Source organism: Streptomyces sp. NPDC057428 (assembly GCF_042803195.1).
Taxonomy (GTDB): Bacteria; Actinomycetota; Actinomycetes; order Streptomycetales; family Streptomycetaceae; genus Streptomyces.
Map to the genome: position 1 here is coordinate 1 of NZ_JBHVCT010000085.1, position 26,602 is coordinate 26,602.

The 26,602-nt window shown below is 72.7% G+C and carries 24 protein-coding genes and 6 pseudogenes; 17 read left to right on the forward strand and 13 right to left on the reverse strand.

All coding sequences use genetic code 11. The features are described 5' to 3' along the window. Positions 1 to 322: 322 nt before the first annotated feature. Positions 323 to 1,036 (forward strand): (2Fe-2S)-binding protein, encoded by a 714-nt coding sequence (locus tag ACFU5K_RS25575; protein WP_384065683.1) that lies wholly within the window; start codon positions 323 to 325, stop codon positions 1,034 to 1,036. A gap of 83 nt (positions 1,037 to 1,119) precedes the next feature. Here ACFU5K_RS25575 and ACFU5K_RS25580 read toward each other — a convergent pair. Continuing rightward, positions 1,120 to 1,263 (reverse strand): annotated as a pseudogene (locus ACFU5K_RS25580) (hypothetical protein); the annotation flags it as partial. Between the two features lie 240 nt (positions 1,264 to 1,503). On the opposite strand from ACFU5K_RS25580, the gene ACFU5K_RS25585 reads away from it, so the two are divergent. Beyond that, positions 1,504 to 2,859: a family 43 glycosylhydrolase gene (locus tag ACFU5K_RS25585; RefSeq protein WP_384065685.1), complete on the forward strand. Its 1,356-nt coding sequence runs from the start codon at positions 1,504 to 1,506 to the stop codon at positions 2,857 to 2,859. Here ACFU5K_RS25585 and ACFU5K_RS25590 read toward each other — a convergent pair. Continuing rightward, positions 2,834 to 3,604 (reverse strand): annotated as a pseudogene (locus ACFU5K_RS25590) (pirin family protein); the annotation flags it as partial. The gene ACFU5K_RS25585 and the pseudogene ACFU5K_RS25590 sit on opposite strands and share 26 nt — an antisense overlap. A gap of 125 nt (positions 3,605 to 3,729) precedes the next feature. On the opposite strand from ACFU5K_RS25590, the gene ACFU5K_RS25595 reads away from it, so the two are divergent. From ACFU5K_RS25595 to ACFU5K_RS25615, 5 genes are all read left to right on the forward strand, one after another. Then, positions 3,730 to 4,218, forward strand: coding sequence for a carboxymuconolactone decarboxylase family protein (locus ACFU5K_RS25595; protein ID WP_384065687.1), 489 nt, complete (start codon positions 3,730 to 3,732; stop codon positions 4,216 to 4,218). Between the two features lie 224 nt (positions 4,219 to 4,442). Beyond that, a complete protein-coding gene (locus tag ACFU5K_RS25600; RefSeq protein WP_384065689.1) occupies positions 4,443 to 5,618 on the forward strand; it encodes a polyprenyl synthetase family protein in 1,176 nt (391 codons plus the stop codon). Further along, entirely contained in the window at positions 5,615 to 7,147 is a 1,533-nt protein-coding gene (gene crtI, locus ACFU5K_RS25605; RefSeq protein WP_384065691.1) for a phytoene desaturase family protein, read from the forward strand. The genes ACFU5K_RS25600 and crtI overlap by 4 nt, the downstream gene beginning before the upstream one ends. Then, positions 7,144 to 8,130 (forward strand): phytoene/squalene synthase family protein, encoded by a 987-nt coding sequence (locus tag ACFU5K_RS25610; protein WP_384065693.1) that lies wholly within the window; start codon positions 7,144 to 7,146, stop codon positions 8,128 to 8,130. The genes crtI and ACFU5K_RS25610 overlap by 4 nt, the downstream gene beginning before the upstream one ends. Further along, positions 8,127 to 9,134 carry a DUF5914 domain-containing protein gene (locus ACFU5K_RS25615; RefSeq protein ID WP_384065695.1) on the forward strand — a complete coding sequence of 336 codons (1,008 nt, stop codon included), beginning with the start codon at positions 8,127 to 8,129 and terminating at the stop codon, positions 9,132 to 9,134. The genes ACFU5K_RS25610 and ACFU5K_RS25615 overlap by 4 nt, the downstream gene beginning before the upstream one ends. A gap of 20 nt (positions 9,135 to 9,154) precedes the next feature. On the opposite strand, the gene ACFU5K_RS25620 is transcribed toward ACFU5K_RS25615, so the two are convergent. The 5 genes and pseudogenes from ACFU5K_RS25620 to ACFU5K_RS25640 all read right to left on the reverse strand — a co-directional run. Next, the gene (locus tag ACFU5K_RS25620) at positions 9,155 to 10,717 is read right to left on the reverse strand and encodes an FAD-dependent oxidoreductase (protein WP_384065697.1); all 1,563 of its coding nucleotides are present in this window, start codon (positions 10,715 to 10,717) and stop codon (positions 9,155 to 9,157) included. After that, positions 10,714 to 11,448 (reverse strand): methyltransferase domain-containing protein, encoded by a 735-nt coding sequence (locus ACFU5K_RS25625; protein ID WP_384065699.1) that lies wholly within the window; start codon positions 11,446 to 11,448, stop codon positions 10,714 to 10,716. The genes ACFU5K_RS25620 and ACFU5K_RS25625 overlap by 4 nt, the downstream gene beginning before the upstream one ends. Beyond that, positions 11,445 to 12,662 (reverse strand): lycopene cyclase family protein, encoded by a 1,218-nt coding sequence (locus ACFU5K_RS25630; RefSeq protein WP_384065701.1) that lies wholly within the window; start codon positions 12,660 to 12,662, stop codon positions 11,445 to 11,447. Before ACFU5K_RS25630 ends, ACFU5K_RS25625 begins: the two co-directional genes overlap by 4 nt. 55 nt (positions 12,663 to 12,717) lie before the next feature. After that, on the reverse strand, positions 12,718 to 13,974 hold the full coding sequence (locus tag ACFU5K_RS25635; RefSeq protein WP_384065703.1) for an NAD(P)/FAD-dependent oxidoreductase: 1,257 nt from the start codon (positions 13,972 to 13,974) through the stop codon (positions 12,718 to 12,720). 208 nt (positions 13,975 to 14,182) lie between these two features. After that, positions 14,183 to 14,531 (reverse strand): annotated as a pseudogene (locus ACFU5K_RS25640) (oxidoreductase); the annotation flags it as partial. Between the two features lie 20 nt (positions 14,532 to 14,551). On the opposite strand from ACFU5K_RS25640, the gene ACFU5K_RS25645 reads away from it, so the two are divergent. Continuing rightward, positions 14,552 to 14,875: a helix-turn-helix domain-containing protein gene (locus tag ACFU5K_RS25645; RefSeq protein ID WP_384065705.1), complete on the forward strand. Its 324-nt coding sequence runs from the start codon at positions 14,552 to 14,554 to the stop codon at positions 14,873 to 14,875. Between the two features lie 67 nt (positions 14,876 to 14,942). Here the strand turns inward: ACFU5K_RS25645 and ACFU5K_RS25650 are convergent. Then, a pseudogene (locus tag ACFU5K_RS25650) lies at positions 14,943 to 16,486 on the reverse strand (alpha/beta fold hydrolase). Between the two features lie 96 nt (positions 16,487 to 16,582). Between ACFU5K_RS25650 and ACFU5K_RS25655 the strand changes: the two are divergent. Further along, positions 16,583 to 17,407, forward strand: coding sequence for a MerR family transcriptional regulator (locus ACFU5K_RS25655; RefSeq protein ID WP_384065707.1), 825 nt, complete (start codon positions 16,583 to 16,585; stop codon positions 17,405 to 17,407). Positions 17,408 to 17,601: 194 nt separating this feature from the next. Here the strand turns inward: ACFU5K_RS25655 and ACFU5K_RS25660 are convergent. Beyond that, positions 17,602 to 17,841: pseudogene (locus ACFU5K_RS25660) on the reverse strand (hypothetical protein); the annotation flags it as partial. Between the two features lie 69 nt (positions 17,842 to 17,910). On the opposite strand from ACFU5K_RS25660, the gene ACFU5K_RS25665 reads away from it, so the two are divergent. Both ACFU5K_RS25665 and ACFU5K_RS25670 read left to right on the forward strand, forming a co-directional pair. Further along, positions 17,911 to 18,813: a metallophosphoesterase family protein gene (locus ACFU5K_RS25665; protein ID WP_384065709.1), complete on the forward strand. Its 903-nt coding sequence runs from the start codon at positions 17,911 to 17,913 to the stop codon at positions 18,811 to 18,813. Further along, on the forward strand, positions 18,810 to 19,493 hold the full coding sequence (locus tag ACFU5K_RS25670) for a 4'-phosphopantetheinyl transferase (RefSeq protein ID WP_384065711.1): 684 nt from the start codon (positions 18,810 to 18,812) through the stop codon (positions 19,491 to 19,493). The genes ACFU5K_RS25665 and ACFU5K_RS25670 overlap by 4 nt, the downstream gene beginning before the upstream one ends. A 25-nt stretch (positions 19,494 to 19,518) precedes the next feature. Here ACFU5K_RS25670 and ACFU5K_RS25675 read toward each other — a convergent pair whose 3' ends face one another. Next, positions 19,519 to 20,091 carry a histidine phosphatase family protein gene (locus tag ACFU5K_RS25675; RefSeq protein WP_384065713.1) on the reverse strand — a complete coding sequence of 191 codons (573 nt, stop codon included), beginning with the start codon at positions 20,089 to 20,091 and terminating at the stop codon, positions 19,519 to 19,521. Between the two features lie 274 nt (positions 20,092 to 20,365). On the opposite strand from ACFU5K_RS25675, the gene ACFU5K_RS25680 reads away from it, so the two are divergent. Continuing rightward, positions 20,366 to 20,581: a CbtB-domain containing protein gene (locus tag ACFU5K_RS25680; RefSeq protein ID WP_327111892.1), complete on the forward strand. Its 216-nt coding sequence runs from the start codon at positions 20,366 to 20,368 to the stop codon at positions 20,579 to 20,581. Positions 20,582 to 20,607: 26 nt separating this feature from the next. Further along, positions 20,608 to 21,384 (forward strand): CbtA family protein, encoded by a 777-nt coding sequence (locus tag ACFU5K_RS25685; RefSeq protein ID WP_384065716.1) that lies wholly within the window; start codon positions 20,608 to 20,610, stop codon positions 21,382 to 21,384. Between the two features lie 134 nt (positions 21,385 to 21,518). Here the strand turns inward: ACFU5K_RS25685 and ACFU5K_RS25690 are convergent, their stop codons facing one another. Further along, on the reverse strand, positions 21,519 to 22,040 hold the full coding sequence (locus ACFU5K_RS25690; protein ID WP_384065718.1) for a GNAT family N-acetyltransferase: 522 nt from the start codon (positions 22,038 to 22,040) through the stop codon (positions 21,519 to 21,521). 199 nt (positions 22,041 to 22,239) lie between these two features. Between ACFU5K_RS25690 and ACFU5K_RS25695 the strand changes: the two genes are divergently transcribed. Further along, positions 22,240 to 22,989: an SDR family oxidoreductase gene (locus tag ACFU5K_RS25695; RefSeq protein ID WP_384065720.1), complete on the forward strand. Its 750-nt coding sequence runs from the start codon at positions 22,240 to 22,242 to the stop codon at positions 22,987 to 22,989. A gap of 20 nt (positions 22,990 to 23,009) precedes the next feature. Further along, positions 23,010 to 23,714, forward strand: coding sequence for a TetR/AcrR family transcriptional regulator (locus ACFU5K_RS25700; protein ID WP_384065722.1), 705 nt, complete (start codon positions 23,010 to 23,012; stop codon positions 23,712 to 23,714). A 164-nt stretch (positions 23,715 to 23,878) separates the two neighbouring features. Here ACFU5K_RS25700 and ACFU5K_RS25705 read toward each other — a convergent pair whose 3' ends face one another. Beyond that, positions 23,879 to 24,256: a tetratricopeptide repeat protein gene (locus tag ACFU5K_RS25705; protein ID WP_384065724.1), complete on the reverse strand. Its 378-nt coding sequence runs from the start codon at positions 24,254 to 24,256 to the stop codon at positions 23,879 to 23,881. A 119-nt stretch (positions 24,257 to 24,375) separates the two neighbouring features. Here ACFU5K_RS25705 and ACFU5K_RS25710 point away from each other — a divergent pair, with 119 nt between their 5' ends. After that, positions 24,376 to 25,341: a pirin family protein gene (locus ACFU5K_RS25710; RefSeq protein WP_384065726.1), complete on the forward strand. Its 966-nt coding sequence runs from the start codon at positions 24,376 to 24,378 to the stop codon at positions 25,339 to 25,341. A gap of 62 nt (positions 25,342 to 25,403) precedes the next feature. Here the strand turns inward: ACFU5K_RS25710 and ACFU5K_RS25715 are convergent, their stop codons facing one another. Then, complete coding sequence (locus tag ACFU5K_RS25715) at positions 25,404 to 25,922, reverse strand: SRPBCC family protein (RefSeq protein ID WP_384065728.1); 519 nt, start codon at positions 25,920 to 25,922, stop codon at positions 25,404 to 25,406. A 182-nt stretch (positions 25,923 to 26,104) separates the two neighbouring features. On the opposite strand from ACFU5K_RS25715, the pseudogene ACFU5K_RS25720 reads away from it, so the two are divergent. Next, positions 26,105 to 26,512, forward strand: a pseudogene (locus tag ACFU5K_RS25720) (oxygenase MpaB family protein); the annotation flags it as partial. Positions 26,513 to 26,602: the final 90 nt, after the last annotated feature.

A 26,602-nucleotide genomic window follows, 5' to 3' on the forward strand; every position in this document is an offset into this window, starting at 1 on the left:
GCCCCGGACCAAGAGGTCCGGGGCCGCCCCGCAGTCATGTGCGGCTTGCGTGAAAATGCGGTGACCGGCGCGCGGGCCGCGCACGCGTGGGGCAGAAGGACTGTGTGTCCGGGAGGCCCGCCGGACGCGCAGGGGAACCGCGCACCTCCACCGGCGGGTCCCCGGCCACCTGCCCCTGCGTGGTTCCGTCCGGTCTGGCTGGGACTGGTCAACGATCCGGACGCGACCGAGGACATAGCCGCATGGGTGCGCGCGGGCGGCCCGGGCGTGGCGACCCGGCCGGGGATCCTCGACCTGCACGCGTTCGTGCCCCCTCGGCGCCGTGCGACCACCTGAGCGGGTCACATCGGGCCCGCCCGACGCAGCACGGGCGCCGGGCGACGCCGTGGCGGCCGCTCTGGCCGACGTGGCGACGCTCGGGGGCTTCTTCGCGCTACGCACGGACGTGCCCGAGAGAGGCTGGCATCCTGTCCGGCGGTCCTACGCCCGCGGCTTCGCCGACCTGTCCACGGCCGTCGCCGACCGGTACCGCACGGATCTGCGCGTCGGCGTGTCCATCGCCCAACTCGGCCACGCCGCACGCCTCTGGTCACCCGTGGTCGCCTGCACCCTGCTCCACGGCATCGTGCCGGACCTGGACACCCTGCGCAGTGAGGACGCCGGTTCGGCACTCGGACTTCCGGCACCCGCCGGGTGGTACGCCGACCGCCTTCCGGACCGTGAACACACCGTCGGCGCCCAGGTCATGGGCCATCTGGGACGGCTGGAGGCCGGTCTGGCCGTCAGAATCGCGCCACGCCTGCTGGACGGCAACGCCGCATCCGCACTGATGGGTTCGGCCGGTGTGCTGCTGGCCGCCCGTCCGGAGACCAGGGGACCGCTCACCCGTCTGGTCACCCGACTGCTCGGCACGGGGCGGCTCGTGGGCACGGGCTCGGTCACCGGGCCGGACCTGGCCTTCCGACGGCGCAGCTGCTGCCTCTACTACCGGACTCCGGCCGGTTCGACGTGCGGGGACTGTTGCCTCGCCCGCTGAACCACCTCGCTGATGGGGACGCGGCCCACGAGGGCACCGGCCGGGATCCTTCGGGACCGCCCCGGCCGGTGCCGCCGGGCGGCTCAGGACGCGGAGCGCTCGTCCCTCAAGGTGCGGGCCGCCGCGACCAGGCTCTCCAGCGAAGCCCTGGTCTCCGGCCAGCCCCATGTCTTGAGACCGCAGTCCGGATTGACCCACAGTCGCTCCGCCGGGATCGCCCGCCGACCGGCCCGTGCGGCTCCCGCTCCGCAGTCGTCCGCACCACTGTTGACACCTCATAGCTCGAGTGCCATCGTCGAAGCGCTTCAACGATCACGGTCGAAGGATCACTCCCTGGCTCACCGGGTCGCCCCGGGCCACTCCTGCGTTCCCTTCAGCGGGTCACCACGCGCCCGCGCCGCGTCGGCACGGAACGGGCGGCGTGGGGGTGCTGTCGGCGTGCCCAGCAGACCGACCCCGAGGGGGCCATGGCGCTCTTCGACAATCCCGTGATCCCCGGCTTCAGCCCGGACCCGAGCATCTGCCGCGTCGGCGAGGACTACTACGTGGCGACTTCCAGTTTCGAGTACGTGCCCGGGGTGCCCCTGTGGCACAGCCGTGATCTCGTGCACTGGCGGCTGGTGGGACACGCTCTGGACCGGCCCCTGCCCGACGACACCCCTTCCTCGTGCGGGGTCTACGCCCCCACCCTGCGCCACCACGGCGGGCTGTTCTGGATGATCACGACCGTCGTGGCCGGTGCGGGCACGGTGCTGGCGACCGCCGAGGACCCGGCGGGCCCGTGGTCGGAGCCCGTGCCGGTCGCGATACCCGGCATCGACCCCGACCTGGCCTGGGACGACGAGGGGCACTGCTGGTGCGTGTTCTCCCACGACGGGATCCGCCGGGTGCGAATCGACCCGGAGACAGGTGAACTGCTGGGCGAGCCCTCGGAGATGTGGTCCGGCAGCGGCCTCCAGTACCCCGAGGGGCCGCACCTGTACAGGATCGGCGACTGGTGGTATCTGCTGCTGTCGGAGGGCGGGACCGAGCGCGGTCACGCCGTGTCGATCGCGCGGGCGCGTACCTTGCTGGGGCCGTTCGAACCGCACCCCTCCAACCCCGTGCTGTCGCACCGCAGCACGAACCGCCCGGTGCGGAACACCGGGCACGGCGACCTGGTGGAGGCGCACGACGGCTCCTGGTGGATGGTGCTGCTCGGTACGCGCCCTCGCGGTGACACGCCCGGCTTCCACGGTCTGGGCCGCGAGACGTTCCTCGTCCCGGTGCGGTGGGAGGACGAATGGCCGCTGCCGGGACCGCTCGAACTCCGTGCAGAGGCTCCGGCACTTCCCCCGCACCCCTGGCCCCCCGAGCCGTACCGCGACGACTTCGACTCCCCGCAACTCGCCCCGTGCTGGGTCTCACCCCGGCGGCTCGACCCTGCGGCGGTCCGTCTCTGCGACCGGCGGGGACACCTGGTGCTGCACGCCCGCGCCGACGCCCTCGACATGCCCGGTGGCCTGTTCGTGGGACGCCGTCAGCGTGACCCGGACTGCGTGGCCCGGGCGCGGACCGATGCGGGAGAGGGGGGCGTCGGCGGAATCGCGGTTCGGCTCGACGAGGCGCACCACTACCAGGTCGAGACGGACGGCCGTACGGTGCGCGCGGTGGCGAGAATCGGCCCGCTGCGCCAGGCCGTCGCCGAACGGCCCGTCCCGTCCGGTCCGTTGACCCTGCGGGTCGACGTGACGACGGTCGACGTCCTGCCGCCCACGGTCACGGTCCGGCGCAAGGGCGGCGAGGGTGAGGCGCCGTCCGGGCGGCGGCGTCCGTCTCGTTGACGAGGGTCACGGTGGTGTCCCCAGGGGAGAGGTATCCCAGCTCGGAGGGGTGCAGCACGGTGCCCGCGACCCGGATGTCCCCCTGGTCGACCAGCAGGCCGTGCTCGAAGGCGGGGTCCACGTCCAGCGTCGTGGTCGCGTGCGGTTCCAGGACGATCTCGGCGCCGAGCAGCGGTGTGAAGGCGGGCACGGGTGAGGCGGCCCCGGCGAGAGAGCCGAGGAACACCCGGACCACAGCTCCGTCGAGATGGACGGGGCTCGGGGTGTGGCTGCGGAAGTCGCGGCCGGTGTGCCGGTGTTCGCCGGGGAGGGCGACCCACAGTTGGACGCCGTGCAGGGCCGCGGTGCTCGGGGTGGAGACCTCGGTGTGACTGATTCCGTGACCACCGGTCATGAGGTTCAGCTCACCGGGGCGCACGAAGGCGTGGCTGCCCAGGCTGTCGCGGTGCTCGATCTCTCCGCTGAACAGCCAGCTCACCGTCTGCAGGCCGATGTGCGGGTGGGGGGCCACGTCCATCCCGCCGGTCTCGGCGACGTCGTCCGGGCCGAAGTGGTCGATGAAGCACCAGGCGCCGATGAGTGTGCGGGCCCTCTGCGGCAGCGTGCGGCGTACCGTCATCGCCCGTGGGCCGCCGAGTGGGACGTCGCGCGCCGGGAGCACCTCGACGCGGACGCCGCCGGCCGGCGCGACTCGGCCACCATTGTCCGCTCCCGGTCCGGAGTGATCCGTGCCGACGCCGCTCATCGGGTGACCCCCCTGGTGACCAAGATGATTACATGTTCAACAATCATGCTTGATAATAAGCCGTCGCCCCACTCGGGTGTGCGGCGGATGCGAGGGACGGGGTGCGTCCCGGTGAGGAGTCCGGAGTGAACGGTACGGAGGCGGCCCGCGCCGCCGGGCGGGTCTACATCGACAAGCAGAGTCCCAAGGCCTACCAGGCCCTCGTAGCGACGGCCGAAGCAGTACGTGCCGTCGCCGCGGACGCGGGACTGGGCCGCGCGCTGATCGAACTGGTCAACCTGCGGGTTTCCCAGATCAACGGCTGCGCCTACTGCCTGGACGTCCACACCCGGGCCGCTCTGCGCGCGGGCGAGACGACGCAGCGCCTCGGGGTACTGGCCGCATGGCGCGACACCGAGGTGTTCACCGCACAGGAGCGAGCCGCCCTCGCCCTCGCGGAGGCGACCACGAAACCGGCCGACGCGGCCTTGCAGGAAGACGCCTACGCCGGCGCACGCGCGGTCCTGTCGGACGACGAGACATCGGCCGTGATCTGGGCCGCCGTCACCATGAACGCCTTCAACCGCGTCTCCATCATGAGCAAACACCCCGTGCGTGCCGTCCCACGGCAGTGAGGCGAGAGTCCCCACGGGGAGCCGCCGAGCCCCTGCGACGTCCTCGGGCGCGCGATCGACTGCCGGCTCCCGCCACAGACCCCGGCCCTCCCCCTTCCTCCGCCATGCGGGTGAACTCCGCACCGACCGAGCCGTCCGCAGGGCAGGCATAGTCGTGACCGGGATCCCCGCGGCCGGAAGCGCCGGTGGACGCGGAAGTGGGCACCGGGCGAAAGGGGTGCCCCATGCTCGGTCCACGTGCGATGCCGACAGGCAACGCCCCAGGCACCGGCCCCGGCAGACCCCCGTACACGGCCGGCGAGGCGACCCGGGCCGTCGGGACCGTCCTCGAGGAGTATCTGGACGCCAGGCTCCGGGAGGCCAGGCTGCTGGACGCGGTGTTCGCCGAGGAGGTCGCGGCCCGTGTCGCCGGGTTCGTCCTGGACGGCGGCAAGCGGCTGCGGACGGCATTCGTGTGGTGCGGATGGCTGGCAGCCGGGGGAACCGGCGACCCGGCGACGCCCTTGCGCGTCGCGGCGGCCCTGGAACTGCTCCAGGGCTGCGCCCTCATGCACGACGACGTCATGGACGGATCGCCGGTACGCAGAGGCGCACCGGCCGTGCACGAGGACTTCGCCCGCATCCACCGGGCGGCCCGCATGGGCGGTTGCGCCGCGTCCTTCTCGGCCACCGCCGCCGTGCTGGCCGGGGACCTGGCACTGGTGTGGGCCGACGACCTGCTCGCCGAGACGGCGCTCGTCACGGTGTACGGCGGGCAGCTGCAGCGGGAGTGGAGGGCCATACGCGGCGAGATGGTGGCCGGGCAGTACCTCGACATGCGGGCTCAGGCGACCGGGTCGTGCGACCCGGGCCAGGCCCTGACCATCGCGACGCTGAAGAGCGCGCTCTACACCGTCGAACGGCCGCTGGCCCTCGGCGCGTCCCTGGCGGGCGCAGACCGCCGCACCATGGAAGCCCTGCGGTCCGCCGGACGCTGTGCGGGTGTCGCCTTCCAGCTCCGCGACGACCTGCTGGGCGCCTTCGGTGACCCGGCCGTGACGGGGAAGCCCGCGGACGAGGACCTGCGGGGGCGTAAACCCACCTACCTGCTCGCCGTCGGTCTCCGCCGTGCAGCGGAGTCGGGGGACACGGAGGCGCTGCACGCGCTCGGCCCCGATGGCGCGTCGTCCGCCGACCCGGCCGCCAGGATGCGCGAGGCCCTCGAACGCACGGGTGCGCGGGCGGCGGTCGAGGACGAGATCGCGGATCTCGCGGCATCGAGCCTTCGGCACTTCTCGGACGGCGGGGCCGACGAGTCCGCCCGGCTCGAGTTCGCGTCACTGGTGGCCGGAGCCGTGGGTGCCGCGTCCGTCCGAGAGGTCCAAGGGACCCAAGAGGTCCGAGACGAGGAGGGCGCGTGAGGGCTCTGTGCGGTCCCACGGACCATGTGGTGGTGGTCGGCGCGGGCCTGTCCGGACTCGCCGCCGCGCTGCACCTCCTCGGCGCGGGCCGCCGGGTGACCGTGGTCGAACGCGACGCCGGGCCCGGCGGCCGCGCGGGACGGCTCGAACTCGGCGGCTACCGGGTGGACACCGGACCGACGGTGCTGACCATGCCGCACCTCGCAGACGAGGCCTTTGCCGCCGTCGGTGACAGCCTCCACCGGCGGGTCGAGCTCATTCCGCTGCATCCCGCCTACCGGGCCCGCTTCGCGGACGGCAGCCAGGTGGACGTCCACACCGACGGCGAGGCCATGGAGTCCGAGGTGCGGCGGTTCGCGGGCCCCGCGGAGGCCGCCGGATACCGTCGTCTGCGCAGCTGGCTGGAGAGTCTCCACCGCGTGCAGATGCGCCGCTTCATCGACACCAACTTCGACTCGCCCTTCCAACTCCTGCATCCGGACCTGGCGCGGCTCGCCGCCCTCGGCGGCTTCGGCAGGCTGGATCCGCAGATCGGCCGATTCCTCTCCGACCCCCGCCTGCGCCGGGTGTTCTCGTTCCAGGCGTTGTACGCGGGAGTGGCGCCCGCGCGCGCCCTCGCCGCGTACGCAGTGATCGCTTATATGGACACCGTCGCCGGCGTCTGGTTCCCGAAGGGCGGCATGCACGCCCTGCCCCGGGCCATGGCGGACGCGGCCGCCGACGCCGGCGGGCGCTTCCACTGGTCCGCCGAGGTCACCCGGCTCGAGCGTTCGGCGGACCGAGTGAAGGCCGTGCACCTGGCTTCGGGCGAACGCATCGGCTGTGACGCGGTGGTCCTGACGCCGGACCTGCCCGTCGTCCACCGCCTCCTCGGCCGGGCACCGCGCCGCCCGGTACGGCTGCGCCATTCGCCCTCCGCGGTGGTCCTGCACGCAGGCACGGACCGCACCTGGCCTGAACTGGCGCACCACACCATCTCCTTCGGCGCCGCCTGGGAGGGCACCTTCGACGAACTGACCCGCACAGGGCGGCTCATGAGCGACCCGTCCCTGCTCATCACCCGGCCGACCACGCACGACCCGTCCCTCGCCCCCGAGGGCAAGCATCTGCATTACGTCCTCGCCCCCTGCCCCAACACCACGACCGGCCCGTCGGCGGACACCTGGCGTGGACTGGGGCCCCGCTACCGCGACAGCCTCCTGGCCGAACTGGAGCGCAGAGGACTCCACGGTTTCGAAGCGTCCATGGACCGGGAACTGCTGGTGACGCCGGTGGACTGGACGGCCCAGGGACACGCCGCGGGCACTCCGTTCTCCGTGTCCCACACGTTCGCGCAGACCGGCCCCTTCCGGCCCCGCAACCTCGTACGCGGCTACGAGAACGTCGTGCTCGCCGGGTGCGGGACGACACCCGGGGTCGGCGTACCGACCGTCCTCGTGAGCGGCAAGCTCGCAGCGGCCCGCGTCACAGGCCTCCGCGGTGGGGCCCGCACGCGCCGTCGACCCGTCACAGAAGGGCAGCGCCGATGAACCGACGTGAACTGGACGCCGCCGGGATCACCGGGCCGGCCCTGCGGGCGGCGTACGGCCGGTGCCGCGCTCTCAACGCCCGGCACGGCCGGACGTACTTCCTGGCCACCCGGCTCCTGCCGGTGGAACGCCGCTGCGCCGTGCACGCCCTGTACGGCTTCGCCCGGTGGGCCGACGACATCGTGGACGATCTGGACCGCCAGGAGCCTCCCGAGGAGCGGGACCGGCTGCTGAGACTGCTCGAGGACGATCTGGCACACGGGCTGCGCACCGGGGGTGGCGACGAACCCGTGGTGAGGGCAGTGGCGGACACCGCCGCGCGCTACGCCATCGACCACGGGCTGTTCGCGGACTTCCTCGTGTCCATGCGCAGTGATCTGAGCGTGACGGACTATCCGACGTACGCGGACCTGCGCGCATACATGCACGGTTCGGCCGCGGTGATCGGGCTGCAGATGCTTCCGGTGCTAGGGACGGTCGTGGACCGTGAGGAGGCGGCCCCGCACGCGGCGGCCCTCGGCGTGGCCTTCCAGCTGACGAACTTCCTGCGGGACGTGGGGGAGGACCTCGACCGGGGCCGTGTCTATCTGCCGAAGGACATGCTCGCCTCGCACGGCGTGGACCAGGCCCTCCTGCGGTGGAGCCGGAGCACCGGGCGCCACGACCCGCGCGTCCGCGCGGCGCTCGTCGAGGCCGACGCCATGATCCGTAACGTGTACCGGGAGGCGGAGCCCGGCATCGCCATGCTGGAACCGCGGGTGCGGCCCTGCATCCGCACGGCGTTCACGCTGTACGGGGGGATCCTGGACGCGATCGCCGCCGACGGCTATGCCGTGCTCCACCGGCGTGCCGCGGTACCCCGGCGGCGGCGGGCGGTCGTCGCGGCGGCGGGACTCGCCGGCATTCTGAGGGCACGCGCGCGGACGCGCCCACCGATGCCGGTGCCGGGCGCGGTGGCCGGGACGGAGGGCGCCCCCCGATGAACGGACCGCGTGAAGGGTCCGCATGGACCCCGCCCCTTCGGCTGAGGCGCTCCCCCCGCTGGGAGCGGCAGGTTCCGACCTGGCGCGAGGCGAAGCCGGCGCTGATCGCCGAAGCGCTCGGCCGGGCGGCAGCGCGTCCCTCGGGCAACTGGTACGTCGTCGGCGCCTCCCGGGAGACGTGTGCCCGGGACCGCCCCTACGGCCGGACCGTCGCCGGCAGGGAGATCGTCCTGTGGCGGGCCGAGGACGGCGCACTGCGCGCCGGCCCCGGTGAGTGCCCCCACCTGGGGGCCCCGCTGCGCGACAGCCGTGTGGCCTGCGGGACGCTTCTGTGCCACTGGCACGGCCTGGCCCTGGACGGCGGGCCGTTCGCCGGCTGGCAGCCCTATCCCGTGCACGACGACGGGGTGCTGGTGTGGGTGAGGCTGGACGCCGAAGGGGGTGAACCACCGCTGGAGCGCCCGGTCGTGCCGGTGCGGCCCCACGCGGGGAGCGCCGTGGACGCCGTCTTCACCGCGGTGGGCCGCTGCGAGCCCCAGGACGTCGTCGCCAACCGGCTCGACCCCTGGCACGGCTCGTGGTTCCATCCGTACGCCTTCGTGGGGCTGAAAGTCGTCCGCACCCCGGAGGACGGCGGTGACGACGGATTCGCCGTCGACGTCTCGTTCAAGGTCGCCGGTCGGCTGGCGGTGCCCGTCCGCGCCGTCTTCACCGCGCCCGAACCGCGCACCGTCGTCATGCACATCACGGACGGTGAGGGGGTGGGCTCGGTGGTGGAGACCCATGCCACGCCCCTCACCGCGCCGGGCGCCGCCCGGCCGAGGACGGTCGTGGTCGAGGCGATCGTCGCGGCATCGGACCGGCGGGGCTTCGCCGTGGCCCGTGCCGCGGCCCCGGTCCTGCGTCCGCTCATGCGACGGACGGCCGCCCGGCTCTGGCGCGACGACCTGGCGTACGCCGAGCGCCGCTGGTCGCTGCGCAGATCCGGGCGCTTTCCCGGCTGAGGTCTCGCCCGCGCGAGGCCTCAGCGACGTGAGGCCGCGCCGGCCAACGCGCGGAGCGCCCTGGAACGCCCGGCGCGGGGGACCGTCCACAGCACCTGCCCGCGGACGCCCCACCCGGCGAGCAGTTCGTTGGCGGCAAGGAAGCCCGATGTCGCCGCGCGCTCCATCAGTGCGACGGGGAGGCCGGTGCGGACGAGATCCCCCGCCAGCACGAGCCGTGGATGCGGCGTCCGCACGGCCGGTCGCCGGGGGTAGCCCCCGACGGAGAAGACCGGGCAGTCCGCACGCCATTCGTGCCGTGCGTCGACGATCCGGGCATCCGCCGTCTCGGGGTAGACCTCGTGGAGGCGGTCGAGGATCCGCCGCTGGACCTCCTTGCGTTCGGCTCGTTCGTCGACGGCGTAGGCATGGAGTTCGACCACGGAACCGCCCGTCCGCGCCGCCCAGCGTGCCGACTCACCCTCCCAGCGGTCGAGGACGCTGACGTTGTCGAGGCCGTCGTACCCACTGGTGCCCAGGAACCCGGCGCGGTCCCCCCGCACGGGCCGGTCCAGCCACAGACGTGAGACGAGGAACGGAGGCGCGGTGCGCAGCGCGGCGACGTCCGCGCGCCATCCCGCGTCACCCAACTCCTGGGACGCACCGACGACATGGCGCAGCCCGCCGGTGTCCAGCGCGAGGACCACCGCCTGGTGGCGGACAGCCGGACCGTCGGTCTCGACCGTGAAGTCCCCGCCCCCGGCCGGACGCACGCGGCGGACCGGGGTGCCGGTGCGCACCTCGCTACCGAGCCCGCGCAGATAGCCGCCCAGCGGCTCCCAGAGCGCCTGGGGGAAGGGCTCGCGCGGCACGTCGAAGAGGAGGCCCTCCGACGAGCCCAGGAAGTAGATGTGGAACATCACCAGCAGTTCCGCGGCGGACAACTCGCGCGGATCGGCGAAGAAGCTCCGGGAGAACACCTCGAAGGCCAGGTGGTGCGCGGCTTCGGGGAAGTTGATCCGGTGCAGGAAGTCCGAGGCGCTGATCCCGTCGAACCGCTCGTACACCTCGGGGACCCGCACGTCGAGCAGCGGCAGAGCCGCACGGGGGTGCATCGCGGCCAGATCCCGCCAGCCGAACGTCGGGCTGAGCGCGACGAATCCGAGGGCGCTCCAGGGCGGGGTCCTCGGCACCCGTGCGAAACCGTCCGTCATGCCGCTGCGGTGCCGCAGCGGATAGTCCGGGAGCGGTGTGAGTGCCTCCAGCCCCGGATCGGTACGGCGCAGCAGACCGCGCAAGTTGTAGTACTGGCGGAAGAAGGCGTGGAAACCGCGGCTCATGGTCACCCCGGACCCGTCGGCGAGGCGCACGGGCCAACCGGCGAGCCGGCCGCCGAGCGCAGCCTCCCGCTCGTACAGGGTCACGCGGACACCGCGCTCCGCGAGCGCCGTCGCCGCCGCGAGTCCGGCGATGCCACCACCGATCACCGCGGTGGAAGGCGCCTCGCCGGTGAAACGCGCACGGCCGGGGGCCGGCAGGACGACCTCCGCCCGGCGGTCGCGCCCGTGCCGGGCCGCCCCGGGGCGGCTCCCGCGCCCGCTCATGACGTCTCCGCCCTTCCCGGCTCCACGCCCCTGCGGGCCACGAAGGTGTGCACGATGCCGGTCTGCCAGCCGGTGACGGGAAGGACCCGCACGAAGCGGAACCCGGCGCGGGAGATCCGGGCCGCGAAGTCGGGAGCCGTGTCGAACGCGAGGACGCTGCACCACAGATGGCGGTACAGGTCCCGGTCGCCGGTCACTGTGCCCGCGGGGAGGATGACTCCCCGGCAGACCGCGTTCCACAGGGCCCGGTGCGCGGGTGATCCGCTGAGGCTGTACTCGTGGGCCAGCAACCGCCCCCCGGGCCGCAGCAGGGCGCGCACGGCTTCGAGGACCGTCCCGGGCTCGGTGACGTTGCGGAAGAGGAAAGCGGCGAAGACCGCGTCGTACGTCCCGTCGTCCTCCGTGGCCGAGAGTCCCTCGGCGGACCGGTGCAGGAAGCGGACGTTCGGCGGCCACCGTTTCGAACGGGCCCGCTCCAGCATGCCCGCCGACGCGTCGATCGCGGTGATCCTGGCGTACGGGGCGGCCCGCAGGAGCGCCCGCGTCGAAGCGCCCGTTCCGCACCCGGCATCGAGCACCCGCAGTCCCATGCCGCCGCGCTGCAGACGGAGGCGGTGCGCCGAGCGGAGGAGACCGGAGCGGTAGCCCGGGTTCAGCCCGGTGAGCCGGTCGTAGGTGTGCGACGCGTGATCGAAGGCGAGGGCGAGGTCGCGGTCACGCAGCAGGGTCATCGGGGTCTCTCTTCGGATCGGCCGGCGGTCCGGCGGGCGAGGAAGGGGAGTTCGGCCGCCGTACGGAGCATCGGCCCCACGGGCGTGCGCAGTCCGATGCCGAACTCCTCCCACGGCGTGCTCCCGCCGTCGAGGAAGCGCAGCATCCGCTCCATCGGGACGCGGTGGAAGAGGTCGGTGAAGAAGCGCGGGCCGTCGACACGCCCCGTGTCCAGGGCGCGGAGCAGGACGGCGTCCATGGCGAGGGCCCTGCGGCGGTGGGGCGCCGGCAGCACGAACGGCCGGTCGCGGCGCAGCGCGGTGGCGATGGCCCCGCTCTGCCGCTGCACGGCGGCGAAGGTGTAGCCGGTGGCCGGCCGGGTGGCCCCTCCTGCCGCTCCGATGCGGAAGACCGCGGGGCCCGTCCTGCCCGGAAAGCGCGCGTCGGTCATGGGGATGACGCCCTGCTCGGCCGACTCCACCGTCAGAGCGCCGAGTCGGAGCACCTCGCCGGTGTAGTGCCGCAGGGCCTGTTCGTACGCCGCCGTCGTCAGCGGCCGTCGGGAGAACTCCGTGTACTCCACCAGCGCCCGGTCCGCTGCGAGCGGCAGGACGTAGCCGAACGCGAGGCCGTGACGCGGCTGGGGGACCCGGAAGTCCATGAGGTCGGCCACACCCGGATCGAACGCGGGAGCGGAGGTGCGCACGAACCAGCCGCGGAAGTGCTGCAGCAGCAGGGTGCGGTGCGGCGGTGCGGAGTGCAGGGGCCGTGAGTCGAAGACATTTCTGCCACGCAGGGTCAGCGCCCGCCCGTCGGCTGCCGTGCAGCGCACCTCCGCGCCGTACGGTGCCTCTCGCACGTCGTGGGCCGTGGCGCGCAGGACGCGGGCGCCGGGGGAGGCCCGCAGCCGTGCGTGGACCAGTTGCTCGTACGCTCCCGAGCGGACCATCCGGTAGCGCAGGGGGGCGGGATCCGACTCGACCACGCGGCCGTCCGGTCCGCGCACCCGCAGACGGGGCCACGAGGCGACGACCACCTCCTCGAACGCACCGGAGCCGGCCTCCCAGTAACACCACGTGCGCTCCGCCGGGCGCAGCGGTCCCTCGGGCGCCTCGACCAGGGTCACGCCGATACCGGCCCCGGTGAGCCGGTCCGCCAGGCAGAGTCCCGCCGCGCCGCCGCCGACGACCACGGCGTCGTCCACCCGGTGACCTCCGGCCGCCGAAGGGCTCACCGGGCCCACCGTCCGGACCGCGCCCTGACCCGGCCGTGACCCCGCAGGCGCGCGGTCACGGCCTGGTGGCCGCGCGGTCGGCCATCACCTCACGCGCCGCCCTGCTGCCCGATGCGAGCGCCCCCTGCACGGATCCGGTCGCCCGGTGGTCCCCGCAGACGTAACGCCCCGGCACGAAACGCGTCGTACGGCTCAGCGGCCAGGGCGGCAGCATGGCGGGGAGCGCCCCCTCCACGGTGTACGAGGCGACCGGGTCCCAGGCACTCGTGTCCGTGTCGTACAGCTCTGCCAGCCGGGCCCGGACCGTCTGCTCTCCGCCGGGAGGCCCCGCACCCAGTACGGACGTGGACACCAGCGCGGTGCCGGGGGGAGCGTAACCGGGTACGACCTCGGTGAGCACACAGCTGTTCAGGATGGCCGACCCGCAGTCCACCACCAGGGTCGGCTCGCGCAGCGGGGACCGCTCGGCCGCGTGGTAGTACGTCGTCACCGTCCTGCTGCCGGGGACGGGCAGGCCGGGCAGCAGGCGCGCGGCCGAGGCGGAATCCGTGGCCACGACCACGCAGGCGGCGTCCTGTTCGCGTCCGTCCGCGAGCAGCACCCCGGAGTCCGTGATGCCGGTGACGGGCGAGCCGAGTCGCAGGACGCCGTCCGGAAGACGGGAGGCGAGCTGGGCCGGTACGGCCCCGATGCCCCGGGCGGGAAGGCAGAGCGTGCCTCGCGCCATGCTGCGCAGGACCAGGTGCAGGAAGCGCGCCGAGGTCTCCAGCCCTTCCTCCAGGAACACCCCTGACAGGAACGGCCGCATCAGTTCGTCGATCGCACGCGGGGAGAGGCCGGCGCGGACGAGGGCTTCCGCGGCGGTGCGGTCGGTCGCCCGGCCCAGGCGCTTCGCCGGGAGCAGCACGTCACGCGCGGTGAGTGAGGCCAGCGCGGCCAGGTCCCGGGCCGACAGGACGCGACCGGGCAGCAACTCCGCCGCGTCCCCGGGCCGCCGGGTGGGGTCGGTGAGGCGCACCCGCCCCGACGGGGTCCGTGCGACGAGACCGGGGGTGAACGGCCGCAGGCGCAGTGCGCGCAGGTCGACGCGCCGTTTCACCTGTGGGTAGGAGGTGTTGAAGACCTGGAAACCGCGGTCCAGCAGGAAGCCGTCCTTGCGGTCCGTACGCATCCGGCCGCCCACGCCGTCGGACGCCTCCAGAAGCTCGACGCGGAGACCCGCGCCGCTGAGGTCGAGCGCGCAGGCCAGTCCCGCGAGACCGGCGCCGACGACGACGGCGTCCGGCTGCGGGGGGTGCTGTCGGTTCGTCATCCGTGTCCCTCGGCTTGGTTCCCGTAAGGCTGACGGGTTGTCAACCCGATCACGTTCGGGGCCCCGAAGCCAGCAGCCGCCACGGAGAGCCCCTCATCGTGTGACCCGTGTGCCCGCAAAAAGCGGCGGGTCATCCAGCCGACGGCGTCCACACAGCGCGGGCTCCGGTGGGGAGCGCGTCCGGACCGGCCGGGCGCCGCGCGTTCCGCTACCTGCGCGCCGCGGCGACGGTCTCGGACGCGTAGTCCCAGAGGCGGTCTGCCGCCTGCGGATCCAGTGCGTGGACCGCGACGCCGCCCGGGCTCTCCTCGGGGCCGTCCACGAGCCGCGCCTCCTGGTTGTCCTCGAAGTATCGTCCTGACGCCGTTCAGAAGGGGAGAGGCGGCGAGCAGTACGGACGTCGAGGCTCCCTGGGCCGGCTCCTTGTAGTAGGGCTGCGGGATGATGCCGCCCTTCTCGTCGATGGCGCCCAGCGCGCGCATGGTGTCGTCGTCGAGGTGGCGCTGGAGCTTGGTGCTGATCCACCCCGGGTTGAGGGCGTTGGCGGTGATCCCGTCCCGGCCTCACGGACCCCGCGGTGGCAGCCGCCCTGACCTCCATGCACCGGCGGCCCGAGCACCGCTGGACCGTGGCCGAGCTCGCAGGGGCGGGCGCGGTGTCCAGGTCCACTCTGGCCGCACGCTTCAAGGACGTGGTCGGCTGTGGGCCGCTCGACTACCTCACGCGGTGGCGCGTCGAACTCGCCTCCCGGCACCTTCGCGAGGACACCGTCACGATCGCCACCATCGCCCGGACGGTCGGCTACGGCTCCGAGAGCGCGCTCAGCACGGCCTTCAAGCGGGTCACCGGCTCGTCGCCCCGGGACTACCGCAAAACCTTCCGGGCGCCCCGGGGCACGTGAACGGGGGTGCTGCCCCGGGCAGCCCTCCGCATGGGCGCCGGTCCGGGTACCGCCCCGAGCGGGTGGATCAGGCTGTCAGGTGTCCAAGCACGGCACGCATCACCCTGTGCACGGTCTCGCGTGACGCGTCGGTGCGATCGACCGCCTCGAGGCCGTGGTGGCCCTCCGGTACGTCCACCACCTCGACGTTCGCCCCGTGCTCGGCCGCCGCGCCCAGGAACTCCTCCACGGTGACGGCGATCTCGGCGCTCTCCAGTCCGGCGCGCACCAGCACGACGGGCAGGTCACCGGAGCGGGCAACCGCGTCCGCCGGGTGGAACCCGCTCCCGATGCGGCCCCAGTTGGGCAGCGGTGCCATGACCGGGTAGTTCGCCGCCAGGCAACGCAGCCACGGCGGCGGCGCCGCCAGCCACTCGGCGCTGATGAGACCGCTGCCCGAGAAGAACCAGAGGGCGATCCGGTCCGCCTCCACCCGAGGATCCGACCGGACCAGCTCGACCGCTGCCGCGACGTCGGCCGCGGCCCGTTCGTAGTCCGTCACGTCGTGCAGGCGGTGGTCGACCGTCACGCCCACCACCCCCTCCGCGGCGGCGTAACGTGCGTACCCCGTCATGCCCGGCCACTCCCTGGGGGTCGGGCGGGCCCCCGCCGGGACCGGGCCCCCGTGCACGATCAGTAGCGCGGGGCGGGGGCCGGCGGGGGCCGGCGGGGGCCGGCCCCGGCGGGCAGGTGCAGATCGACGTGGGCGACCCGCTCGACGGGTGCCGCGGGCACGTCCAGCAGGAAGGGGCGCAGATGCGCCGGAGGCCCGGCGGCGTCCATGGGGGTGAGCCGGTGCCCCTCGCCGGCCGCGGCCCGCAGGACCGTCCGTGCGAGCTCGTCCGGGCTGGACAGCATCGGCCAGTGCCCGGTGGGCAGTTCGAAGAACGTCACCCGGGGACCGGCCCAGGCCTGGAGCGAGGGCTCCCCGAGATCCACCCGGGTCTGAACCAGTGCGATCCCCGCCCCGTTGGCGGTGCAGAGCACTCCGGCCAAGGGGACCGAGGCGGCCGCCCCGGTCAGGCTCAGCGGCTGGAGCAGCGTACCCAGGGGCTGAGGCCGGGCCAGCTCGGTGAGCTGGTCCAGCGCCGCGTCCGGGACGCCGGCGACACTGCCCCAGAGCCGCCACTCCTCACGTGCCGGGGGAGGGGGTTCGGCCGCCGTGCCCCCGCTCCCGGCCGCCCGCCGCATCACCTCCTCGCGCAGTTGCCGGTCGGCGACGGCGGCCAGGGCGGGGACACCGTGCTGAGGAAGACCGGAGTCCAGGTAGACGATCCGGGCGATCGACTCCGCGCGACGATCCGCGGCGCCCAGCACCGGATGGATGCCGTAGTCGTGGCCGACCAGGACGATCTCCGCGTGCGGCCCCCGCAGCACGGAGTCGACAACCGCGACCACATCCGCGATGTGCGACTCCAGGTCGATGACCGCACCCGGCGTGGCGCAGGGGCCGCCGAGCCCGGTGAGCGGCACCGTACGGACGTCAGAACCCGCAGCGGTAAGCCGCGCCGCCGTGTCGTGCCACACGTGGGGTCCGGTGAACATGCCTGACACCAGGATGAACACGGTCATGATCTCTCCTCGGTACGCCGTAGTCCGCGGACCGGCACGACCTCCGGCCGGCCCTTCTCGCCGGTACCGTAGGAACTCCCCCGGAGGGAGGTTCAAGTGTTCTCGTCGTGGGACGGTCTGTGCGGCATCGGCGAGCTCGCCGGGCGCGCGGGGGTCAGCGTCAAGACGGTCCGCTTCTACTCCGACCGCGGTCTCCTGCCCGAGGCGTCCCGCAGCCCCGGCGGGCACCGCCGCTACGGCCCCGACGCCTTGGAGCGGCTGCGGATGATCCGCTCCCTGCGCACCCTGGACCTGCCGGTCTCCACGGTGCGCCGCGTCCTCGACGAGGACGACGCCGGACGGACCGGCGGGGCTCTGGAGGACGCCGTCGCCGGTCAGTTGGCCGAACTCGGTTCACAACTGGCGACTCTGCGCTGGAGAGAGGCCGCCCTCCGCGCCGTACAGGAGAGCCCGCCGTCCGAACGCCCTGGCCGGCTGCTCCTGGTCGGAGCCGTGACCGCGCCCCCGGACACCGGCCCTCTGGCGAGGTTCTGGCGTGCGTGGCTGCCACCGCGGATGCCGAAGCGGTCCGTCAGCGCATTCCTCGACGCGGCTGTCCCGCAGCCCCCCGAGGAAGTGCGGCCCGCTGCCCCGGCGCATCTGCACGGCCGCCAGGTCGTACGCCTCCGCAAGGCCCGCGTACAGCACGGCCGACTCGCGGGCGCCCGCCGATCGGTGCGCGTGGGGCTGAGTGGGCGCGTCGCCGTCGCAGGGGGCGGTCACCATGGCGTACAGCCCGGCGAAGGCGAGCGGGGGAGGCACTGGAAGGGTTCGTGGACGCCTACGCGCGAGCGGGCAACGTCGCCGACACCCCGGGTTTCCGCCGCGCGCTCGCCGGGCGGCTCGCGGCGGACCCGCGCATCGACCGGTACTGGGAGCTGACGGCCGAGCTCGTCAGCACACACGCCGACCGGCCCGAGCCGACACCCGGCACCGCACACGACTGGCTGCTGGCCGCCCTGGAATCCGATTCGGGGACGTCGGCGGCCGTTCAGCGCGGCTGAGCGGGCCCGCACTCCGTCCCCGGCTGGTCGCCCCTGTACCGGCGGACCTGCAGGGGGTGTCATGACGGGTCGTCAGGTGTGTTCGGCCAGCGCCGTCACGCCGGCCCCGGTGAGATCGGCCGGTGCCACCCGGCGGCCCGAGACGGCCAGCAGGAGGCCGGGTGCGGGGCCTGCGGCCTCCTGCCCGGTACCGATCGTCAGATCCGCGTCGGTCGCTGTGAGGCGTACACGGGCCACCAGTTCCTTCGCTCCGCCGAACGGCGCCGACGTGCGCGTCTGGAGCCGGAGCGCGCCGACGACGGCCCTCTGCGGCCGCACCGAGGGAGAGCACGTCGAGCGAGGCGGTGCGGGGGAGATCCACCGAAGCGGTAAATTCGAACAATGAGTCCACTCAGCGACGTCCCCCCGACGCCGAAGGGGGAGGGACGGCTCCTCGCCGTCAGCGACCTCCATGTCGGCATCGCGGACAACCGCCCGATCGCCGACCGGTTGCTGCCCACCTCCGACGCGGACTGGCTGATCGTCGCGGGGGACGTGGCGGAGCAGGCAGAAGAGGTCGAGAACGCGCTGGAACTCCTGACGCGGCGCTTCGCCCATGTGGTGTGGACGCCCGGTAACCACGAACTGTGGACCGTGGACAAGGACCCTGTGCGCCTGCGGGGCCGAGCGCGGTACGAACACCTCGTACGGGTCTGCGGGGAGCTGGGGGTGACCACCCCGGAGGACCCGTACCCGCACTGGCAGGGGGCGGACGGTCCCGTTGCCGTGGCGCCCGTGTTCACCCTGTACGACTACACCTTCAGGGCCCCCGGGACGTCGACCAAGGAGGAGTCCCTGGCCCGGGCGCACGAGGCCGGTGTCGTCTGCACCGACGAATACCTCCTCCATCCCGACCCCTACCCGGCCAGGGACGACTGGTGCCGGGCCCGGGTGGCATTCACCGAGGAGCGGCTGGCGGCGCACGACCCGTCCGTGCCGCTCGTCATCGCCGGACACTGGCCGCTGCTGCGCGAACCGACCTCGGTCATGTGGTACCCGGAGTTCGCCCAGTGGTGCGGCACGGAACTCACCGCCGACTGGCACCGCCGTTTCAACGTCGCAGCCGTCGTGTACGGCCACCTCCACATCCCCCGGACGACCTGGTACGACGGTGTCCGGTTCGAGGAGGTCTCGATCGGCTACCCCAGGGAGTGGCGCGAGCGGGGCCATCCGCTCGGCCTCCTGCGGCAGATCCTCCCCTACGACGGTGAGCGCTCCCCCGTCGCGGACGGACAGGGCTCGTGATCGAACGCCTGCTTCCCTCCTATGTCGCCTGCGCGGACACGGACGTGACGGAGGCGCCGCCCGGGAGTCTGTACCCCGAGGAGGCGCGGCTCGTGGCCCGGAGTGTGGACCGCCGCAAGCACGAGTTCGCGGCCGTCCGCGTCTGCGCGCGGCGGGCGATGGCCGCACTCGGGCTGCCGCCGGCGCCGGTGCTTACCGGTCACCGCGGTGTACCGCTGTGGCCCGACGGAGTGATCGGCAGCATGACGCACTGCGACGGCTACCGCGCCGCCGTGCTGGCCCGGACCTCGCTGGCCCGGGCGATCGGCATCGACGCGGAACCGAACGAACCGCTCCCGTCCGACGTCTGGGAGTACGTCTCGCTGGCCTCGGAACGCGCACGGACGCCCGCGGGCACCGACGGCGCGGGAGTCCATTGGGACCGGCTGCTCTTCAGCGCCAAGGAGAGCGTGTTCAAGACCTGGTTCCCGCTCACCCGCGTCGAACTCGACTTCACCGAGGCCGACATCACCTTCCACCGCGGCCAGGGCACCGCCACCGAGGGCACGTTCACCGCGGAACTGCTGCGCACGGCTCCCGGGATGCCCGAGTCGTACGAGGGGAACTGGCTGGTGGCCGAGGGACTCGCGGTCACCGCGATCGTGCTTCCGGCGGAGGGATACGTTGCGGCGCCCATCTGAGACGGCGTGCCACGGAACACCTGCGTCAGTTCAGCGGCCGGCCGCACCTCAGGTTCCACCGTCCCGAGCGGCCGCTGAGCTCCGTGAGGCTCAGGGGAGCGACGTCGAGCCGCCAGAAGGCCTCCACCGGAAGCTTCAGGGCCCGGACGAGAACAGCCCGCACGACCGCCGGCTCTACCACGGCCAGCAGCCGTCCGGCAGGACTCTCCAGGGACTCCAGGGCCCTGCCTGCCCTGGCGACCAGATCCAGCAGGGACTCGCCGCCGTGGGGAGCCGCAGAGGGGTCGGTCAGCCAGGCGGACACGGCGTCCGGCTCGACCGCGCCGACGTCCGCGAGCCGTTGGCCGCGCCAGCGCCCCATGTCCCAGTCGGCGAGGAGCGGTTCGACGAGGGCTTCCAGCCCGAGCGCCTCCGCGGTCCGGCCGCACCGCTCGGACGGTCCGCGCAGGTGCCGGTCCGCGCCGGGCACCCGTCCGACGGCCGCGACGGCCGCGGCCCCGCGTGCCGTCGCCTCGTCCAAAGGGGCGTCACCCTCGAACCGGGCCTCGCGCAATGCGGCGTTGACCGCAGGTGAGATCAACATCACCCGTACCGTCATTCTCCGACTCCACTCCTCGAATATCGTCCCCCTTCCGTGGCCCGCCCCATGCGAACACAGCCGTCCGGCGGACCGGCAAGCCACTCATGCGCCATGGCGGTGGCCGAACGGCAGGCGGTATGGTCTCGGCAACCAAGACGAAGGTGTGACGGAAGCCCGGTGAGAATCCGGCACGGTCGCGCCACTGTGTACCCGCCCCGCTGCGGGAAGTCAGACCCGGCACCTCGTCTACGGCACCACGACAGGGACGCGTGTTCCCACAGGAGGTTCTGCCATGGCACATTCTGCCGCCCCCACCACCGTCGCGCCGGTCATCGCACCCATATCGCTCAAGGCCATCGCGCCGTGGGCCGTCTTCTTCGGAATCCTGATGCTCGTGCTCCTCTACTTCGTCGGTGCGGAGCAGGGGGCCACGGCGCTCATCTCGGGTGAGGGCGTGCACGAATGGGTGCACGACGGCCGTCACCTGCTCGGCTTCCCCTGCCACTGAGGGGCGGGGAAGCAGGAGAGCGACTCATGAACTCCGTATCGGTCCGAGCTCTGCTCATCCGCGGCATGCTGGCCGGCCTCGTGGCCGGCGTGCTCGCCCTGGCCGTGGCCTACTTCCTCGGGGAGTCGCGGGTGGACGCCGCCATCGCGCTGGAGGAGGCCCACGCCCATATCCACGAGCACGGAGGCGAGGAACTCGTCAGCCGCACCATGCAGGCCACCGGTGGACTCGCCACCGGTGTCCTGGTGTTCGGTGTGGCGGCCGGCGGTATCGCCGCCCTCGTCTTCTGTTACGCGCTCGGCCGCATCGGCGCCTTCGGCCCCAGAGCCACCGCCGCGCTGGTCGCGGGCGCGGCGCTGCTGGCGGCGTACGTGGTGCCGTTCCTCAAGTACCCGGCGAACCCGCCGGCCGTCGGCAACCCCGACACCATCGGGCAGCGCACCGGCCTGTTCTTCCTGATGGTCGCACTCAGCGTGCTGCTGGCCGTCGCCGCCGTCATCACGGGCAAAAGGCTCGCGCAGCGGCTCGGCAAGTGGAACGCGACGATCACCGCGGCCGGGGGCTACGTCGTGCTGATCGGGCTGGCCTACGCCTTCCTGCCGTCGTTCAACGAGGTGGGTGCCGACTTCCCGGCCACGCTGCTCTGGGAGTTCAGGCTGTCCACGCTCGCTGTCCAGGCGACGCTCTGGATCGTGTTCGGCCTGGTCTTCGGTCTGCTCACGGAACGACTCCTTCTGCCGCGCACCGGCTCGGCGGCCGCTTCCGCGCCGACGGCCACGCGCTCGGTGGGAGCCGTGAACTGACCTTCACGGCCCACGGAACGGTCCACGGAACCCGCCGGACTCACCGGCGGGTTCCGTCGTGTCAGAGGACCTTCGCCGGTCGGCGGCCGGTGCTCCAGGGACCGTCCCTCAAGGCCCAGGGGTCCGCACGTTCTTCAGACCGAGGGTGGGGCCGGGGTGTCACGCCAGTCGACGCGGTAGTGCCTCAACCGGTCGTCCACCGCGACCAGCCGCATGCCGGCAGATGTCATGACGCGGTGGGAGGCGACGTTGTCGAGATCGGCGTCGCCCTTCACGGACAGCACCCCTCGCGACCGTACGAACATCAGCAGTGAACCGAGCGCCTCGGCCCCGTAACCGAGTCCCCGTGCCGAAGCGATCAGACCATAACCGACCGTGAGCTGCCCGTCCGGATCCGGAGCGCCGTGGAAACCCGCCCCGCCGATAGCGAGACCGTCGGTGCGCCTGCGTATCTCGAACGCGCCGAACGGCCTGGGGTCGCCGACGTCGGCGCAGGTCCGCAGGAACCGGCCTGCCGCCCGCCGGTCGCCGTCGTCGGGGTACCCCGGCGCCCAGTGCGCCGCTGACGGGCCGTCGGGTCTGCTCGCTGCTATGTCTGCGGCCTCTGCGGCATCCAGGGGGTACAGCGCGAGCCGGGGGGTCATGAGGGCGTCCATCGGGCCTGGGTATCACCGCCTGATCGCCGCGCGCACCTCTATTTCGTCCCCGCGCGCGCGGCTAGGGGCCTGCACCCGAAGGAGGCGTAGCGTTGCTACCGTAAAAGTGTTAGCGTTGTTTTCGGCGCCGGGTTTCGCTTGACCGGTGGCGTCAGGGTCGCCGCTTCGGCGCCATTCACTCTCTGCCGAGGAGCACGTCATGACCGAGCAGAACTCCGGCTCCGCCCGCAGGGTCGCTCTCATCACCGGTGGGTCGCGGGGCATCGGCCGTGAGAGTGCCGAGCGGCTGGCGGCGGACGGTTTCGCGGTCGTCATCAACTACGCCGGGAACGAGACGGAGGCGAAGGCGGCGGTCGAGGCGGTGGTTGCCTCGGGCGGTCAGGCAATCACCCGCCGGGCGGACGTCGCCGACGAGGTGGCCGTGGCCGCGCTCTTCGATGCCGCCGAGGAAGCGTTCGGGGGAGTGGACGTCGTCGTGCACGCGGCAGGCGTCATGTCCCTCGCCCCCTTGGCCGACTTCGATCTGGAGGTCCTCGATCAGATGCACCGCACCAACATCCGCGGCACCTTCGTCGTCGGCCAGCAGGCCGCGCGGCGGCTGCGCGCAGGCGGAGCGGTCATCAACTTCTCGAGCTCCGTGCTGGGGCTGGCCCTCCCGGGCTACAGCGGCTACGCCGCGTCCAAGGGGGCGGTGGAGGCGATAACGCTGATACTCGCCCGCGAACTGCGAGGCCGGGACATCACCGTCAACGCGGTCGCCCCCGGGCCCACCGCCACCTCCCTCTTCCTGGACGGCAAGGACGAGAAGACGATCACAAGGGCGGCCGCGCAGCCGCCGCTCGAGCGGCTCGGCGTGCCGGAGGACATCGCGGAAGTCGTCTCCTTCCTCGCGGGCCCAGCCCGCTGGGTCAACGGCCAAGTCCTGAGGGCCAACGGCGGCATCGTCTGACGCTTGATAGCGTCCTTCCGGTGAGTACACGAGCACGCATCCTCGAAGTCGCGGCCCGGCTGGTCGCGGAGTCCTCGGACGGGGACATCTCCACGCGGGCCGTGTGCGAGGGGGCGCAGGTCGGGGCCCCCGCCCTCTACAGGTACTTCGGGGACAAGGCGGGGCTCCTCTCAGCCGTCGTCGACCACGGATTCGACGCGTACCTGGCGACCAAGCGGGAGCGCGGGGACACGGGAGACCCCATCGAGGATCTGCGCAACGGCTGGGACGGTCATATCGACTTCGCCCGGCGCAACCCCAACCTGTACCGCCTGATGAACTCGCCGGCGATGCGGACGCCCCCTGCCTCCGCGATCGAGTCCCATCGCATCCTGACCCGGGATCTGGAGCGCGCCGCGGAACAGGGGAAACTGCGTATCGCTCCCGAGGCGGCGGCTCAGATGATCATGTCTGCCACCACTGGAGTTGCGCTGATGCTGGTGGCCCGCCCCGCGGCCTTCCCGGACGCGGCTACTTCGGTTCGCGTGCGGGACGCCGTGCACGCGGCCGTCTTCACGCCGGACGCCTGGGCGGCCGAGCCGGTGGACGCGGAGGTCCCCTCCGTGGCGGCCAGGCTCGGCGCGCTGTTGCGGCATTCGCAGGACTCAGGTCTCAGTACAGCCGAGACGGCTCTGATGTCGGAGTGGCTGGACCGCGTGTCCGGCGCGGGGCCGGAGCGAGGCTGAGGAACGGGGCTCGCGCACCTTCCGGCTGCGAACCACGTCCCCCCCCGGAGGTGGTCGGCTCCTCCTGCCCCGCATCCGGCCTCGCGACCGGTCCGGCGTGGGCCCCGCGGACCGCTTGGGCCCACGACCCGACCGTTGTCGGCCGGTGTCCGTCAGGCCGGGTGTCAGCCCACGGCCGTCATTCCGGGGCCGGGCGGCTCGAGATCGAAGTCTCCGGACATCGCCCGGGCCATCCGCAGGTGCGGCGCCGCTTCGGCCGGCCGGCCCTGGCGCTCGAGCGTGCGCCCGAGCATCAGTAGGGCGTAGTCCTCGACGGGGTCGCGCTTCAGCACCTCGCGCAGTTCGGCCTCGGCCTTGGTGAGCCGCGCGGAGTGGTAGTAGGCGCGCGCCAGCAGCAGGCGGGGCGCAACCTGCTCGGGCGCCTCCCCGACCAGCCCGCCGAGGATCCGGGCCGCTGTCAGGTACTCCTTCGCTTCGAAGAACATCTGCGCACGGTCCCAGCGCTCGGCCGGTGTGCCGAACTCGTAGTAGGTCTCGTCCACTGCTCCTCCTCGTGCCTGTGCGGTAAGTCGTGCTCAACACGCGGGCATAGTTTAACATTCCACTAAATTTTCGGCGTGGGGCCGACACCCCGGGCCTTCGCGGCCATAGGTTGTGCGCCATGAGCAATCTGGATCGTCAGGCACCCCTCTCCGTCTGCGGGGGACGGGGCTTCGTCGTGGCCGAGCCCGTGCGTGAACTCCTCACTCCGCGCCGCGTCCAGCTCGGGGAGTCCACCCAGGTGCGCAGACTGCTGCCCAACCTCGGCCGCCGTATGGTCGGGGCCTGGGTCTTCGTGGACCACTACGGCCCTGACGACATCGCCGACGAGCCCGGCATGCAGGTGCCTCCGCATCCCCACATGGGGCTGCAGACGGTCAGCTGGCTGCACGAGGGAGAGGTGCTGCACCGTGACAGCCTGGGAAGTCTGAGAACGATCCGTCCGCGCGAGCTGGGACTGATGACCTCGGGCAGGGCGATCAGTCACTCCGAGGAGAGCCCGAAGCCCCACGCCAGGTTCCTGCACGGTGCCCAGCTCTGGGTGGCCCTCCCCGACGCGCACCGCCACGTCGAGCCCTACTTCCAGCACCACACCGACCTGCCCACCGTCGCGGCCACGGGGCTCACCGCGACCGTGATCCTGGGTGAGCTCGACGGGACGGCATCGCCGGGCACCGCCTACACCCCGATCGTCGGAGCCGACATCTCGCTGGACGCCGGCGCCGAAGCCCGGTTGCCGCTGGATCCCGATTTCGAGTACGCGGTGCTGTCGATGTCGGGTGAGGCGGAGGTGGACGGAGTGCCGGTCCTCCCGGGATCGATGCTCTACCTCGGCTGCGGTCGCACCGAGCTACCACTCCGCGCGGCCTCCGACGCCGGACTGATGCTGCTGGGCGGCGAGCCGTTCGGGGAGGAGATCGTCATGTGGTGGAACTTCGTAGGACGGTCCCACGGGGAGATCGAGGCGGCCCGCCTGGACTGGACGGAGGGTTCCCGCTTCGGTGAGGTGCGGGGCTACGACGGCGGGCGCCTGGCCGCTCCGGCTCTGCCCCCGGGGACGGTGAAGCCGCGGGGCCGGGTGCACTGAGCCGCGGCGACGTGGGTGTGGATTCCCGTTCGGGGCGATGAGCGAGTTTGTACGGTGCCGGGTCACGACTGTTGCTGCCCGGACTCTGCGGGGCCGAGGGCCTGTTGGAGTGCGGCCGGGAGCCGTTGGGCCACCTCGTCCCCCAGCCGCTCGAACTCCCGCTTCAGGACGGGGGTCGCCAGTCGAGCCACCCCGTGGAACTCGACGTGCGCGCGGTAGGTGATCCGGGTGCCGCCGGGCTGCGGCTCGAAGTGGAGGTCGTCCGTCGACGTCGCCGTCCTGTTACGCCCGACGAAGGTGAGCCGGTCGTCGTCCATCCGCGTCAGTTCGTAGCGGAGCTCGGTGCGGCGTCCGCGGAACGAGGACACGTTCAGCCACTCCGTTCCCACCGCCACCGCCACCGGATCGCCGGCGTCGACCTGTCGGCAGCTGATGGTGCCGGGGTCCCACTGCTCGGCGTGGGAGAAGTCGGCCATGTAGGCCACGATCTCGTCGCGCGTTCGGCTCGAGTGCATGACTCGTTCGACCTTGATCACTGAGGCTCCCGGGATCACATCTTGTTCCGTGCCCGCGCCGGGCACGACTGTCCTCCTTCCCCGTGAGGGATCATCGGACGCAGGCCACCTCGCCCCGACGAGTGGCGGGCACCGCCTGCCGTGAGGACCATGAGATGACGGCTGCCGGTCACGTCACGGCCGTATCCGCCCGGCCGGCAGCCCCAGCCGACCGCGCGAGCAGGCCGGCAGAGCCGCGAGGAGCTTCGATGGCCGTTCTCCCGAGTGCGCTCGACGTGTTGCGCAAGCGCGCCGGCGAGCTGCTGTTCGAGCGCGTCGCCGGTCCGGACGGCCCCCGGAACAGGGACGCGATCCACCACACTCCCGGCCCCCGCTGGTTCCCGCAGGACAGCCCGGTACGCCGAGTTCACGGGGACAGTGCGATGTTCGTCGGGGGACTGTCCGCGCTGCTCCTGCAGTCGCTCCAGCCGCAGGCCATGGCCGCGGTGGCCGCGCACTCCGGGTTCAGGGGAGACCCCTGGGGGCGGCTCCAGCGCACCAGCACCTTCCTCGCCACCACGACGTACGGCACGGCCGACAGCGCCCGGTCCGCCTGCGAGCGCGTCAAGGCCGTCCATGCCCGCATCCAGGGCGTCACCGATGAGGGTCTGGCTTACGACCTCGGGGGAAATTGAGATGCGGGCGTGCTGGCCTGGCGGTTCGGCTGGTGGGTGATCAGCAGGCGGTGTCGCGGACGAGGACGAGCT